Origin of the sequence: Streptomyces sp. NPDC046925 (assembly GCF_040644915.1) — a bacterium.
Lineage (GTDB): Bacteria > Actinomycetota > Actinomycetes > Streptomycetales > Streptomycetaceae > Streptomyces.
Genome location: NZ_JBEYWZ010000003.1, coordinates 322,403 through 334,872 on the forward strand (window position 1 = coordinate 322,403; position 12,470 = coordinate 334,872).

General features: G+C 72.2%; 16 protein-coding genes. 3 read left to right on the forward strand and 13 right to left on the reverse strand.

Annotated elements, in window-relative coordinates:
• Window positions 1-11: 11 nt before the first annotated feature.
• From trpA to ABZ906_RS14705, 7 genes are all read right to left on the reverse strand, one after another.
• Window positions 12-827 carry a tryptophan synthase subunit alpha gene (gene trpA / locus ABZ906_RS14675; protein ID WP_361188699.1) on the reverse strand — a complete coding sequence of 272 codons (816 nt, stop codon included), beginning with the start codon at window positions 825-827 and terminating at the stop codon, window positions 12-14.
• On the reverse strand, window positions 824-2,110 hold the full coding sequence (gene trpB, locus ABZ906_RS14680; RefSeq protein WP_361381958.1) for a tryptophan synthase subunit beta: 1,287 nt from the start codon (window positions 2,108-2,110) through the stop codon (window positions 824-826). Before trpB ends, trpA begins: the two co-directional genes overlap by 4 nt.
• A gap of 305 nt (window positions 2,111-2,415) precedes the next feature.
• Complete coding sequence (gene trpC, locus ABZ906_RS14685) at window positions 2,416-3,225, reverse strand: indole-3-glycerol phosphate synthase TrpC (RefSeq protein ID WP_249590480.1); 810 nt, start codon at window positions 3,223-3,225, stop codon at window positions 2,416-2,418.
• A 187-nt stretch (window positions 3,226-3,412) separates the two neighbouring features.
• Window positions 3,413-3,865, reverse strand: a complete 453-nt coding sequence (locus tag ABZ906_RS14690) for a DUF2752 domain-containing protein (protein ID WP_361381961.1) — start codon at window positions 3,863-3,865, stop codon at window positions 3,413-3,415.
• Window positions 3,866-3,962: 97 nt separating this feature from the next.
• Window positions 3,963-4,202 carry an HGxxPAAW family protein gene (locus ABZ906_RS14695; protein ID WP_361188708.1) on the reverse strand — a complete coding sequence of 80 codons (240 nt, stop codon included), beginning with the start codon at window positions 4,200-4,202 and terminating at the stop codon, window positions 3,963-3,965.
• A 116-nt stretch (window positions 4,203-4,318) separates the two neighbouring features.
• A complete protein-coding gene (locus ABZ906_RS14700; RefSeq protein WP_361188711.1) occupies window positions 4,319-4,999 on the reverse strand; it encodes a TIGR02234 family membrane protein in 681 nt (226 codons plus the stop codon).
• Between the two features lie 7 nt (window positions 5,000-5,006).
• The gene (locus ABZ906_RS14705) at window positions 5,007-6,509 is read right to left on the reverse strand and encodes an anthranilate synthase component I (protein ID WP_361381964.1); all 1,503 of its coding nucleotides are present in this window, start codon (window positions 6,507-6,509) and stop codon (window positions 5,007-5,009) included.
• 78 nt (window positions 6,510-6,587) lie between these two features.
• Between ABZ906_RS14705 and ABZ906_RS14710 the strand changes: the two genes are divergently transcribed.
• Window positions 6,588-7,055 carry a hypothetical protein gene (locus tag ABZ906_RS14710; RefSeq protein ID WP_361188717.1) on the forward strand — a complete coding sequence of 156 codons (468 nt, stop codon included), beginning with the start codon at window positions 6,588-6,590 and terminating at the stop codon, window positions 7,053-7,055.
• On the opposite strand, the gene hisI is transcribed toward ABZ906_RS14710, so the two are convergent.
• Window positions 7,036-7,416 carry a phosphoribosyl-AMP cyclohydrolase gene (hisI, locus tag ABZ906_RS14715; RefSeq protein ID WP_361188720.1) on the reverse strand — a complete coding sequence of 127 codons (381 nt, stop codon included), beginning with the start codon at window positions 7,414-7,416 and terminating at the stop codon, window positions 7,036-7,038. The genes ABZ906_RS14710 and hisI overlap by 20 nt on opposite strands.
• A gap of 81 nt (window positions 7,417-7,497) precedes the next feature.
• Between hisI and ABZ906_RS14720 the strand changes: the two genes are divergently transcribed.
• Both ABZ906_RS14720 and ABZ906_RS14725 read left to right on the forward strand, forming a co-directional pair.
• Window positions 7,498-8,133, forward strand: coding sequence for a TIGR03085 family metal-binding protein (locus ABZ906_RS14720; RefSeq protein WP_361188722.1), 636 nt, complete (start codon window positions 7,498-7,500; stop codon window positions 8,131-8,133).
• 18 nt (window positions 8,134-8,151) lie between these two features.
• Window positions 8,152-8,556 (forward strand): VOC family protein, encoded by a 405-nt coding sequence (locus ABZ906_RS14725; RefSeq protein ID WP_361381967.1) that lies wholly within the window; start codon window positions 8,152-8,154, stop codon window positions 8,554-8,556.
• A gap of 6 nt (window positions 8,557-8,562) precedes the next feature.
• Here ABZ906_RS14725 and ABZ906_RS14730 read toward each other — a convergent pair whose 3' ends face one another.
• The 5 genes from ABZ906_RS14730 to priA form a co-directional block, all read right to left on the reverse strand.
• Window positions 8,563-9,831 (reverse strand): MFS transporter, encoded by a 1,269-nt coding sequence (locus ABZ906_RS14730; protein WP_361381970.1) that lies wholly within the window; start codon window positions 9,829-9,831, stop codon window positions 8,563-8,565.
• Between the two features lie 13 nt (window positions 9,832-9,844).
• The gene (locus tag ABZ906_RS14735) at window positions 9,845-10,462 is read right to left on the reverse strand and encodes a helix-turn-helix domain-containing protein (protein WP_361188730.1); all 618 of its coding nucleotides are present in this window, start codon (window positions 10,460-10,462) and stop codon (window positions 9,845-9,847) included.
• A 120-nt stretch (window positions 10,463-10,582) separates the two neighbouring features.
• A complete protein-coding gene (gene hisF / locus ABZ906_RS14740) occupies window positions 10,583-11,338 on the reverse strand; it encodes an imidazole glycerol phosphate synthase subunit HisF (RefSeq protein WP_361381973.1) in 756 nt (251 codons plus the stop codon).
• Window positions 11,335-11,742: a RidA family protein gene (locus ABZ906_RS14745; RefSeq protein WP_361188735.1), complete on the reverse strand. Its 408-nt coding sequence runs from the start codon at window positions 11,740-11,742 to the stop codon at window positions 11,335-11,337. The genes hisF and ABZ906_RS14745 overlap by 4 nt, the downstream gene beginning before the upstream one ends.
• On the reverse strand, window positions 11,739-12,464 hold the full coding sequence (gene priA, locus ABZ906_RS14750; protein WP_361188969.1) for a bifunctional 1-(5-phosphoribosyl)-5-((5-phosphoribosylamino)methylideneamino)imidazole-4-carboxamide isomerase/phosphoribosylanthranilate isomerase PriA: 726 nt from the start codon (window positions 12,462-12,464) through the stop codon (window positions 11,739-11,741). Before priA ends, ABZ906_RS14745 begins: the two co-directional genes overlap by 4 nt.
• Window positions 12,465-12,470 lie beyond the last annotated feature (6 nt).

Consider the following 12,470-nt stretch of genomic DNA (forward strand, 5'->3'; position numbering starts at 1 on the left):
ACCCGTACGAGTTACGCGGTGCCGCGAACTCCCTGCGCGAGATCGGCGGCGAGCGCACGGACGGCGGCGAGACCCGCCGCCTCGTCATCCGCGTCCAGCATCCGCTGCACGAAGGCGGAGCCGACGATCACGCCGTCGGCGAAGCCCGCGACCTCGGCGGCCTGCCGGGCGTTGGAGACGCCGAGGCCGACACAGACCGGCAGATCGGTGGTGGCCTTGGTGCGCCGCACCAGTTCCTGCGCCTGCTCCCCCACGGACTCGCGGGTGCCCGTGACGCCCATCAGGGACGCCGCGTAGACGAAGCCCGAACCGGCCGCCGTGATGGTGGCGAGCCGCTCGTCCTTGCTGCTCGGCGCGACGACGAAGACGGTCGCGAGGCCGTGCTTCTCGGCGTGCTCCCTCCACAGGCCCGACTCCTGGACGGGCAGGTCGGGCAGGATGCACCCGGCGCCGCCCGCGTCGGCGAGCTCGGCGGTGAAGCGCTCGACGCCGTAGCGGTCGATCGGATTCCAATACGTCATGACGAGCACCGGCTTGCCGGTCGCCTCGTACGCCTCGCGCACCGTGCGCATCACGTCGGCGATCTTCAGGCCCGCCTTGAGCGCGATGTCGTCGGCGGTCTGGATGACGGGGCCGTCGAGGACCGGGTCGCTGTGCGGCAGACCGACCTCCACGACGTCGGCGCCGCCGTCGAAGACGGCCTTGACGGCCGCGATGCCGCCGTCCACGGTCGGGAACCCGGCCGGGAGGTAGGCGATGAGGGCGGAGCGCCCTTCGGACTTCGCGGCACCGAGGGTGTCGCTCAACAGCTGGATGTTGCCGCTCACTTGGCGTCCCCCTCGATCTCCGCGGCGTCGCTGCCCGCGTCCGCCTCGACGGCGGCGTCCGTGTCGTACAGGCCGAAGTAGCGGGCGGCCGTGTCCATGTCCTTGTCGCCGCGCCCGGACAGGTTGATGACGATCAGCCCGTCCTTGCCCAGCTCCTTGCCGACGTCGAGCGCCCCGGCGAGCGCGTGGGCGCTCTCGATGGCCGGGATGATGCCCTCGGTGCGCGACAGGAGACGCAGGGCCTGCATGGCCGCGTCGTCGGTGACGGCGCGGTACTCGCCGCGGCCGCTGTCCTTGAGGAAGGCGTGCTCGGGGCCGATGCCCGGGTAGTCGAGTCCGGCCGAGATCGAGTAGGGCTCGGTGATCTGCCCTTCCTCGTCCTGGAGGACGTAGGACCGCGAGCCGTGCAGGATGCCGGGCTCTCCGGCGGTCAGCGTGGCCGCGTGCTCGCCGGTCTCGACGCCGTGGCCCGCGGGCTCGCACCCGATGAGCCGGACGTCCGCGTCCGGGATGAAGGCGTGGAAGAGGCCGATGGCGTTCGAACCGCCGCCCACACACGCGACGGCCGCGTCGGGGAGGCGTCCGGCGCGCTCGATGATCTGGCGCCGGGCCTCCACGCCGATGACGCGGTGGAAGTCGCGCACCATGGCGGGGAAGGGGTGCGGGCCCGCCACCGTGCCGAAGAGGTAGTGCGTGCGGTCCACGTTGGCGACCCAGTCGCGGAACGCCTCGTTGATGGCGTCCTTCAGGGTCCTGCTGCCGGACTTCACGGCGATGACCTCGGCGCCGAGCATGCGCATGCGGGCCACGTTCAGGGCCTGGCGCTCGGTGTCGATCTCGCCCATGTAGATGGTGCATTCGAGGCCGAAGAGCGCGCAGGCGGTGGCCGTGGCGACGCCGTGCTGGCCGGCGCCGGTCTCCGCGATGACGCGGGTCTTGCCCATGCGCTTGGTGAGCAGGGCCTGGCCGAGCACGTTGTTGATCTTGTGCGAGCCGGTGTGGTTCAGGTCCTCGCGCTTGAGGAAGATCCGGGCTCCGCCGGCGTGCTCGGCGAACCGGGGCACCTCGGTGAGGCTGCTGGGGCGGCCGGTGTAGTTGACCAGGAGGTCGTCGAGCTCGCGGGCGAACTCGGGGTCGTTCTTGGCCTTGTCGTACTCGACGGCGACCTCGTCCACGGCGGCGACCAGGGCCTCCGGGATGAATTTGCCGCCGAACGCGCCGAAATAGCCTTCGGCGCTGGGGACTTGACCCTCGGGGTCCGGGTGGAAGTACTCGCTGGGCATGGCAGATCCTTGATAGGGCTGGCGTTGGCATGGCTCCGATGCGCCTTGACGCCGTTGCTGTGCGGGTTCTTTGCGACTGCGGCCCGTCGTGGGCTGGTCGCGCAGTTCCCCGCGCCCCTGAAGGGGCGCTTTCAGCTCGCGGCGGCGCGCAAGGCGCCGCTCTGCCATCGCATCCCGGGGATCTGACCCGGCTCCGCGCCGATGTGGTACCGCACCCTGCGGCCCCGCACGCGCCGCGCGGGCGCCCGGCAGCCGCGGGGGCGGCAGCCGGGTGCGAGGCGGGCGAAGGCGGTCATCGGGAGGGGTCAGCTCCGCCCGTGGCGCAGGGCCGGGTGCGCGCCCGCGGCGACGAGGTCGGAGACCGCGCCCTTCGGGTCGCGGCCGGTCACCAGGGACTCGCCCACGAGCACCGCGTCGGCGCCCGCGTTGGCGAACGCGATGAGGTCGTGCGGCCCGCGCACACCGGACTCGGCGATCTTGACGACGCTGTCCGGCAGCTCGGGGGCGACCCGCTCGAAGGTGGAGCGGTCGACCTTGAGGGTCTTGAGGTCGCGGTTGTTGACGCCGATGACGCGGGCCCCCGCGTCGACGGCCCGCTCGGCCTCGTCCTCGTCGTGCACCTCGACGATCGGCGTGAGGCCGATCGAATGGGCGCGCTCGATGAGCGACTCCAGGGCGGGCTGCTCCAGGGCGGCCACGATCAGCAGGGCGAGGTCGGCGCCGTACGCCCTGGCCTCCCACAGCTGGTACGAGGTGACGATGAAGTCCTTGCGGAGCACCGGGATGTCGACCTTGGCCCGCACGGCCTCCAGGTCGGCGAGCGAACCGCCGAAGCGGCGCTCCTCGGTGAGCACGGAGATGACGGCGGCGCCGCCCGCCTCGTAGTCCGCGGCCAGACCCGCCGGGTCGGCGATCGCGGCGAGCGCGCCCTTGGAGGGGCTGGAGCGCTTGACCTCGCAGATGACCTTGACGCCGTCGCCGCGCAGGGCGGCGACTCCGTCCTTGGCCGCAGGAGCCTTCGCCGCGCGCTCCTTGAGCTCGTCGAGGCTGACGCGCGCCTGCCGTTCCGCGAGGTCGGCACGGACTCCGTCGATGATCTCGTCGAGCACACTCACGCGAGCGGCCCCCTTCCCTGACGGTGAAGCTGCTGTTTGAACCTCAAGCTTGTTCGGCTGCCTCATCAGGCATTTCCGATGGTCACTGCGATGGTATCCGCAGGAGGGCGAAGGCCCCGCATCCGGTTGACGCCAGTCCCACGTCCTGGACACCCTCCGGGGCTGCGGCCTGCGGTTTCGCCGCGGATCACGGATGCAGCCATGCCCCGAACGGCAGATTGCGCACGAGGGTGAACACGGCGATGAGCACCCCGATCCCGTACAGCTGAAGGGGCCCCAACTCGATCCGCGGACGCCGGCCGCGTGCCGCGCGCAGGGCCCAGAGGGTCCACACGACGGCGAAGAGGCCGTACCCGGCGACGGCGAGGGCGTTGGCGCCGAGCGCCGTGGCGAGGTCGCCGTGGACGAAGGCGTGGGCGCTGCGCAGTCCGCCGCAGCCGGGGCAGTAGACGCCCGTGAGCTGGAGCAGCGGACACGTGGGGTAGTGGCCGGGCTCGTTCGGGTCGACGGTGCCGACATAGGCGAAGGCGGCGATCACCGAGCCGAGTACGCCGAGGGGTACGGCGAGCCGCCGCAGGGCGGTACCGACGGCTGGTGCCGCGCTTGGGGGGTCGGCCTCGTCAGCGTCCACCCGATGCATTGTGCCCTTCGTCGCCGGTGGCCGCCCGCGGGGAAACGCGGAAGGAGGCCGTCCCGGCGCCTGCCGGGTCGGCCTCCCGCGTACGACGGCTGAGGGCTCAGCCCTCGGAGTGGGCGAGCTGCCCCTTCGGCTGCGGCTGCACGCGCTTGGCCTGGCCGAGACCCGCGGCGCGCATGACCATGCCCACGACGCCACCGGCGGCGATGATGACCATGCCGGCCCAGAAGCCCAGCGGGTTGGCCAACACCATGAAGGCACCCGATACGCAGAAACCGATGAAGGCGATGATGACACCGGTCCAGGCGGCCGGGGTGTGTCCGTGGCTGCTGCCCGACATGGCTTGCTCCTCGTTGCTGTATGCGTGGTGGTGATGCATGAGGGGGTGATGCGTGGGGTGAGCCGAACGCTCACCGCTCCATTGTCCCGTACGCGCGCGCGTGCCCGAGCCCGGGGTCATGCCTCGCGCGTGGGGTCCTCGCCGCGGTCGAGCGCCTTCCACAGGTCCTCGGGCCGGTCCGGGTCCACTTTCGGCGGGGCCTTGCGCGGACGCGGGGCGCCGTCGCGTTCGTAGCGGCCCGACATGGCGGGCCAGCCCTTCCCGTACGTGAGGGCGAGCAGCCCGGCGATCAGGATCAGCGCGCCCGCGGCGGCGGCCGCGTACGGCCAGGCGGTGTGGCTGAGATCACCGATCGTGGCGGCGGCGTCGCCGGAGGCCTCGGCGGCCTTCTCGTCCAGGGCGCTGCTGTCGTTCGCGGCGAGGAGGGCGGCGGCCACGGTGCCCGCGCCGCTCAGCGCGAGGACCAGCGAGACCAGCATCCGCCCGGCCTTGCGGACGGCGAAGACGGCGACGAGCGCGGCGAGGCCCACTATCGCCAGGGCCGCGGGCACGCCCGTGACGTCGCTGCCCGTGGCGCTCAGCGGCAGTTCGCCGCCCGCGACCGAAGCGGTGCCCTTCGCCCACGTCTGGCGGGACGCGAGCAGCGCGAGGGCCGCGCCGACTGCGCCGGACAGCAGGGCCACGGCGATGCTGCGCCGACCGCTGCGCTGGGCCCGGGTCTCGGGCTCGGCGGCGGTCTCGGCGGCACCATCGGGATCAGCAGCCCGGGTGCGGGGCGGAGGTACGGCAGAAGTCACCCCTCCACTATCCCTCACGTCCGTCGGGGCGCCGCAGCCGGTTCGCCGTGTGGACGGCCCGCAGGACGGCCGCCGCCTTGTTGCGGCACTCGGTGTCCTCGGCCACGGGGTCGGAGTCGGCGACGACCCCCGCGCCGGCCTGCACATATGCCGTGCCCTCGCGCAGCAGGGCGGTGCGGATGGCGATGGCGGTGTCGGAGTCGCCCGCGAAGTCGAGATATCCGACACAGCCGCCGTACAGGCCGCGCCGGGAGGGTTCCAGCTCGTCGATGATCTGCATCGCGCGGGGCTTGGGGGCGCCGGAGAGGGTGCCCGCGGGGAAGCAGGCGGTGAGGACGTCGAAGGCGGTGCGCCCCTCGGCGACCTGTCCGGTGACGGTCGACACGATGTGCATGACGTGCGAGTACCGCTCGATGGACATGAAGTCGACGACCTCGACCGAGCCGGGCTCGCAGACCCGCCCCAGGTCGTTGCGGCCCAGGTCGACCAGCATCAGGTGCTCGGCCCGCTCCTTGGGGTCGGCGAGCAGTTCGTCGGCGAGCGCCTGGTCCTCCTGCGGGGTCGCGCCGCGCGGCCGGGTGCCCGCGATGGGGTGCACCATGGCGCGCCCGTCCTCGACCTTGACGAGGGCCTCGGGCGACGAGCCGACGACGTCGAACCCGTCGAAGCGGAAGAGGTACATGTACGGCGACGGGTTGGTGGCCCGCAGCACGCGGTAGACGTCGAGGGCGCTCGCGTCGCACGGGGTCTCGAAGCGCTGCGAGGGGACGACCTGGAAGGCCTCGCCCGCGCGGATGCGCTCCTTGATGTCCTCGACGACCTCTTGGTACTGGTCGCCGCCCCACAGCTGCGTGTACTGCGGCAGCTCGGACGGCGGCAGCGCGGCCGGGGGCTGGGAGACGGCCCGCGACAGGTCGGCCTCCATGGCGTCGAGGCGCGCGACGGCGTCGGCGTACGCCTCGTCGACGCCCGTCTCCAGGTCGTTGTGGTTGATCGCGTTGGCGATGAGCAGCACCGATCCGTCCCAGTGGTCCAGGACGGCGAGATCGCTGGTGAGGAGCATCGTCAGCTCGGGCAGCCCGAGGTCGTCGCGCTCGCCGGGGCCGATCTTCTCCAGGCGCCGCACGATGTCGTAGCCGAGGTAGCCGACCATGCCTCCGGTGAAGGGCGGCAGCCCGGAGGCCAGGTCGTGCGGCGTGTGCAGGGCCTGGACGGTGGCGCGCAGGGCGTCGAGCGGGTCGCCGGAGACCGGGACGCCGACGGGCGGGGTGCCCAGCCAGTGCGCCTCGCCGTCGCGGGTGGTGAGGGTGGCGGCGCTGCGGACGCCGACGAACGAGTAGCGAGACCAGGAGCGGCCGTTCTCCGCGGACTCCAGGAGGAACGTGCCGGGCCGCTCGGCGGCGAGCTTGCGGTAGAGGCCGACCGGGGTGTCGCCGTCCGCGAGGAGCTTGCGGCTGACGGGGATCACTCGGCGGTCGCTCGCGAGCTTGCGGAAGGTCTCGAGATCCATGGGAGGAGCTTACGGCCGTGCGGGTGGCGGTCGGTGTTGCGGACCGACAGGCGGGACGTCTGCCACTACAACGGGACGATGACCAACCGTCTTACGCTGTCCGCCCTTGCCCTCGTCCTCGCCTCGACCGCGTTCGGGGCCGCCGCCCCCGAGCCCGTCGTGTGGCCCGCTCCCAAGGACGTGCCCGAGAGGGTCCGGGCCGCGGGCCTGGAGATGCTCGACTCCGAGGCGATGGACATGCACATCCACACCACCCTGAAGGTGTACTCGGGCCGCAGCCCCGTCACGGTCCCCGCCGACATCGGCATCGACCGCTCGGGCCCCAAGCCCCGCTACAGCCCGCTGCACACGCACGACACCACCGGCACCCTGCACGTGGAGTCGGAGGAGTGGCGGGACTTCACCCTGGGCCAGTTCATGACCGAGTGGGGCGTGAGCGCCGTACGGGAGAAGTGCCGCGCGGATGTCGGCGGGCAGGCCAGGGCCGGCGATCCGTCCCGCATCGTGCTGCGGGACGGCGAGACGATCACGCTTCGGTGCCGGTGAAGGTGACCGCGAGGGTGTCGGAGTCGAAGCACGTGCGCGTGCCGGTGTGACAGGCGGCACCGATCTGGTCGACCTGGACCAGGACGGTGTCCGCGTCGCAGTCGAGGGCGACGGACTTCACGTACTGGAAGTGGCCGGAGGTGTCTCCCTTGACCCAGTACTCCTGGCGGCTGCGCGACCAGTACGTGCAGCGGCCCGTGGTGAGGGTGCGGTGCAGCGCCTCGTCGTCCATCCAGCCCAGCATCAGCACCTCGCCGGTGTCGTACTGCTGGGCGATGGCGGGGACGAGGCCGTCGGCGGCGCGCTTGAGGCGGGCGGCGATCTCGGGGTCGAGGCTGCTGGGCGGGGGCGTGGCGGTCATGGGGCCATTGTGCCGCGCGCCGGGCGCCCGCCGGGCCGTGTCCACTGGGCGGACCGGGAACCGGGTCGTACGCTGGGGCGTATGTCGACCCATGCCAAGCGTGAACGACTTCTCCTCGCCGATCTGTTGGAGGCCGAGGGCCCTGATGCCCCCACCCTCTGCGAGGGCTGGAACACCCGTGATCTCGCGGCCCATGTGGTGGTCCGCGAGCGCCGCGCGGACGCCGCGGGCGGGCTGCTGATCAAGCAGCTGGCCTCGCGTCTCGAACGGGTACAGGCCGAGTTCGCCGCGAAGCCGTACGAGGAACTGATCCAGCTCATCAGGACGGGGCCGCCGCGGTTCTCGCCCTTCTCCCTCAAGCAGATCGACGAGGCGTCGAACGCCGTCGAGTTCTACATCCACACCGAGGACGTACGCCGCGCCCGTCCCGACTGGACGCCGCGCGAGCTCGACCCGGTCTTCTCGGACGCCCTGTGGTCCCGGCTGGAGCGGATGGCCCGTCTGGTGGGCCGCAAGGCTCCGGTGGGCGTGGTCCTGCGGCGCCCCGACGGCCAGACGGCCGTGGCGCACCGCGGCACTCCCGTGGTGACGGTGACCGGGCAGCCGTCCGAGCTGCTTCTGTACGTGTACGGGCGGCAGGACGCGGCCGACGTCGAGTTGGACGGCGAGAAGGACGCGATCGCCCGCCTGCACGAGACCAGGCAACTGGGACTCTGAAATGTTCTGAGGACTCTGATGATCAAGATCGCGATGACCGGTGTGTACGTCGACGACGTGGCGAGAGCCCACGCCTTCTACACGGACGTGCTCGGCTTCGAGACCCGCCACCACGTGGACATGATGGCGGGCCAGGTCTTCGTCACCGTCGGCGCGGCGGGCGGTCAGAGCGATGTGGAGTTGCTGTTGGAGCCGGGCGAGGGGCCCATCGCGGAGCCCTATCGCAAGGCCCTGCACGAGGCGGGCATCCCGTGCATCGTCTTCGGGGTCGACGACGTACGGGCCGAGCACGAGCGGCTTACGGGGCTCGGGGTGCGGTTCACCCAGGGCCCCGAGGAGCAGGGGCCGGTGATCACCGCGGTGCTCGACGACTCGGTGGGGAACCTGGTGCAGCTGATGCAGGACGCGCCCGCTGGGCCTTAGCGGACATCACGGCCGGGCCGGGGCGGTCGGCAGCTCGGCCGCCCGCAGCGGCCGCGAGCACAGCCCGTAGGTCCCGGCGAGCGCGCACGCCGCCGCGCTGGCGGTGAAGACCGGGGCCGTCCCCCAGATCCCCACGGCCCACCCCGTCAGGGGATACGTCAGCGGCGCCACGCCCAGGCTCACCAGGCTGCCGACGGACGTGACCCGGCCGATGTACGCGGCGTCCGCCTCGGTCTGCGCCAGCGCCGCGGCCAGGGCCCCGGTGAGCCCCACCAGGAGACCGACGAGCAGCGCCGTCCCGGCCGCAAGCGGCAGGCTCGGCACATACGCCACGGCCCCGATCCCCACGGCGCCCGCGGCACACGTCCCGGACAGCACGAGCCCCGCGCGCGGCAACCGGCCCCGCACGGTCAGCAGGAGCGCCGATCCCCCGGCCCCCGCGCCGAATCCGGCGAGGACCAGGCCCACACCTGACGCGCCCCAGCCGCGCTCGTCGGCCAGCATGGTGAGGCCGATGTTCAGCGGACCCACGAAGCCCAGGTCCGCCAGAGCGACGACCACCATCAGCGGGGCGAGGATGCGGTGGCGCCGGATGTACCGGAGCCCGTCGCCGAGTTCACGCCACGCGGTCCGCCTGCCCGCGGCGCTTTCGGCGGCGGCCGGGTTTCCGATGCGGACGGACACCAGCAGCGGCAGCGACGCCGCGAAGAGCAGCCCGGCGATGCCGAATGCCGCTGCCGAGCCGCCGAGCGCGACGCCGAGTCCGCCGAGCGGCGCGCCCACGACGTGGGCGAGACGGATCACAAGGCCCCGCATGCCCTGCACACGGGCCAGCTGGTGCCGCCCGGTGATGCGTGCGGGCAGCGCCCCCACCGCCGGCATGAACAGGGCGTCGACCGTGCCGAAGACGAAACCCAGCACCGCGAGCAGCCACAGCCGGGGGCCCGCCGCGAGCAGCAGTCCCGCCACCGCGAACACCGCGACGCACCGCACGGCGTCGCTGCCGATGACGACCCGGCGCGGCCCGAACCGGTCGGCGACGACTCCCCCGCCCAGCATCAACAGCGCGCGCGGCACGGCGCTGACGGCCATGACCACACCGGCCTGCGCGGGGCTGCCGGACCGGATGGCCGCCCAGGACAGAGCGAGGTAGTAGACGTTGTCGCCCACCGCGGAGGCGGTGTACGCGCTCAGCCAGCGCAGCACGTTCCCGTCCCGGTGCGCGGGCTTCTCTTCGCTCGGGACGAGGGTCGTACGTATGCCGGTGGCGGACATGGCGGAACGCCTCTCAGAGCCGGAAGGGGAAGCTGGCCAAGTGGACGGCGACGTTCTCGCGGCCCTCGGTGTCGCCCGCCGCCTCAGCCGCCTTGCCCTGCTCCTCGTACGTCCTGATCAGGGCGTGGATCTCGCGGTTGAGCCGGGTCAGCTCGGCCGGGTTCAGACGGGCGAGGAAGTCCGACTGGTCGGCGGCGATGCGCCACTCCGCGCCCCACGCCTCCTGCTGGGCCAGGTAGGTCTCGTACTGCTCCTGCCGGTAGGTGATCAGGCTGCGCACGACGGCCGCGTGCGTGGCCGCCCCCTCCGGCGTGTCCTTGAAGTCCTCGTGCCGGAAGCTCAGGGTGTCCTGCGCCGCCTGCCACCACCGCTCCCGCGCGTCCTCGCTCTGCACGTCGGCCTCCTCGATGAGGCCGTGCTCGGCGAGCTTGCGCAGGTGGTAGCTGACGAGCGAGACCGCCTCGTCTACCTGTGAGGCGAGCTGCGAGGCCGTCGAGGGGCCCGAGACCCGCAGCGTGCCGTAGACCCGAAGCCGCAGCGGGTGCCCCAGCGCCTTGAGCGTGCCGAGGTCGGTGATGCGGCGGAGCTCGCCGGGCCCGGGCTCGGGCTGCTTGTCGCGCTTGTCGTCCATACCCTCACCGTAGATAGGAAAGAAAACTTGCGCAATAAAAATTGCGCAAGTTTCCCTTCGCATCTCGGCGGCAGAAAGCCCTGGCCACCAGGTGACCAGGGCTTTCTCGAAAAAACCGCCTCAGCGAACGGGGTGTCCCGCCCCCCGCAGCGTGTCCTTCACCTCGCCGATCCGCAGATCCCCGAAGTGGAAGACCGACGCGGCGAGCACCGCGTCCGCGCCCGCCCCGATCGCGGGCGGGAAGTGGTCGAGCCCGCCGGCGCCGCCGGAGGCGATGACCGGGACGGTGACGTGACGGCGCACCGCCGCGATCATCTCGATGTCGTAGCCGTCCTTCGTGCCGTCCGCGTCCATCGAGTTGAGCAGGATCTCGCCCGCGCCCAACTCGGCGGCTTGGTGCGCCCATTCGACGGCGTCGATCCCGGCGGACTTGCGGCCGCCGTGGGTCGTGACCTCGAAGGAGCCCGAAGCCGTACGCCGGGCGTCGACCGACAGGACGAGCACCTGGCGGCCGAACCGCTCCGCGATCTCGCGGATCAGCTCGGGGCGCGCGATGGCGGCCGTGTTCACGCCCACCTTGTCCGCGCCCGCGCGCAGCAGCTTGTCGACGTCCTCCGCCGTACGGACGCCGCCGCCCACCGTGAGCGGGATGAAGACCTGCTCGGCGGTGCGCCGGACCACGTCGTAGGTCGTCTCGCGGTTGCCGGACGACGCGGTGATGTCCAGGAAGGTGAGTTCGTCGGCGCCCTCGGCGTCGTACACCTTCGCCATCTCGACGGGGTCGCCCGCGTCGCGCAGGTTCTGGAAGTTGACGCCCTTGACGACCCGGCCGTTGTCGACGTCGAGGCAGGGGATGACACGTACGGCGAGGGTCACTTGGCCGCCTCTCGGATCTGACGACAGGCCTCGACCTCGACCTCGACGACCAGCGACGGGTCGACGAAGCCGGAGACGATCAACAGGGTCGCGGCGGGGCGCACGGCGTCGAACAGCTCCTTGTGGGCGCGCCCGACCTCCTCCACGTCCCGCGCGTGGGTGAGGTACATGCGGGTACGGACGACGTCCTCGCGGCCGAGTCCCAGCTTGCCGAGGGCGTCGAAGGCGACCCGGAAGGCGTTCGTGGCCTGCTCGTACGGACCGCCCTCGGCGATCACGCCGTCGACGACGGAGGTGCAGCCGGAGACCAGGACGAGTCCGTTGGGCAGCTCGACGGCGCGCGCGTAGCCGAAGGCCTCCTCCCAGGGGGCCCCGGACTGCACCCGGCGTGCCTCGCCGCTCATACGGAGACCGCCTCCAGCGCCTCCTCAAGCGTGAACGCCTTCGCGTACAGCGCCTTGCCGACGATCGAGCCCTCGACGCCCAGCGGGACGAGCTCGGCGATGGCGCGCAGGTCGTCGAGCGAGGAGACGCCGCCGGAGGCGACGACCGGGCGGTCCGTGGCCGCGCAGACGTTCTTCAGGAGCTCCAGGTTCGGGCCCTGGAGCGTGCCGTCCTTGGCGATGTCGGTGACGACATAGCGGGCGCAGCCCTCGGAGTCGAGGCGCGCCAGGGTCTCGTAGAGGTCGCCGCCGTCGCGGGTCCAGCCGCGGCCGCGCAGGGTCGTGCCGCGGACATCGAGGCCGACGGCGATCTTGTCGCCGTGCGACGCGATGATCTTGGCGACCCACTCCGGGGTCTCCAGGGCGGCCGTACCGAGGTTCACGCGCGTGCAGCCGGTGGCGAGCGCGGCCTCCAGGGACGCGTCGTCGCGGATGCCGCCGGACAGTTCGACCTTGATGTCCATGGCGCCCGCGACCTCGGCGATCAGGGCGCGGTTGTCGCCGGTGCCGAACGCGGCGTCCAGGTCGACCAGGTGCAGCCACTCGGCGCCCGACCGCTGCCAGGCGAGGGCGGCCTCCAGCGGGGAGCCGTAGGAGGTCTCCGAGCCGGACTCGCCATGGACGAGGCGTACGGCCTGGCCGTCGCGGACGTCGACGGCGGGAAGGAGTTCGAGCTTGCTCACAGAGGT

Bases quoted from the DNA above. Each gene is read 5' to 3' on its own strand.
- trpB (WP_361381958.1), bottom strand. From the start codon at position 2,110: ATGCCCAGCGAGTACTTCCACCCGGACCCCGAGGGTCAAGTCCCCAGC.
- ABZ906_RS14690 (WP_361381961.1), bottom strand. From the start codon at position 3,865: ATGCATCGGGTGGACGCTGACGAGGCCGACCCCCCAAGCGCGGCACCA.
- ABZ906_RS14695 (WP_361188708.1), bottom strand. From the start codon at position 4,202: ATGTCGGGCAGCAGCCACGGACACACCCCGGCCGCCTGGACCGGTGTC.
- ABZ906_RS14705 (WP_361381964.1), bottom strand. From the start codon at position 6,509: ATGGATCTCGAGACCTTCCGCAAGCTCGCGAGCGACCGCCGAGTGATC.
- ABZ906_RS14710 (WP_361188717.1), top strand. From the start codon at position 6,588: ATGACCAACCGTCTTACGCTGTCCGCCCTTGCCCTCGTCCTCGCCTCG.
- hisI (WP_361188720.1), bottom strand. From the start codon at position 7,416: ATGACCGCCACGCCCCCGCCCAGCAGCCTCGACCCCGAGATCGCCGCC.
- ABZ906_RS14720 (WP_361188722.1), top strand. From the start codon at position 7,498: ATGTCGACCCATGCCAAGCGTGAACGACTTCTCCTCGCCGATCTGTTG.
- ABZ906_RS14725 (WP_361381967.1), top strand. From the start codon at position 8,152: ATGATCAAGATCGCGATGACCGGTGTGTACGTCGACGACGTGGCGAGA.
- ABZ906_RS14730 (WP_361381970.1), bottom strand. From the start codon at position 9,831: ATGTCCGCCACCGGCATACGTACGACCCTCGTCCCGAGCGAAGAGAAG.
- ABZ906_RS14735 (WP_361188730.1), bottom strand. From the start codon at position 10,462: ATGGACGACAAGCGCGACAAGCAGCCCGAGCCCGGGCCCGGCGAGCTC.
- ABZ906_RS14745 (WP_361188735.1), bottom strand. From the start codon at position 11,742: ATGAGCGGCGAGGCACGCCGGGTGCAGTCCGGGGCCCCCTGGGAGGAG.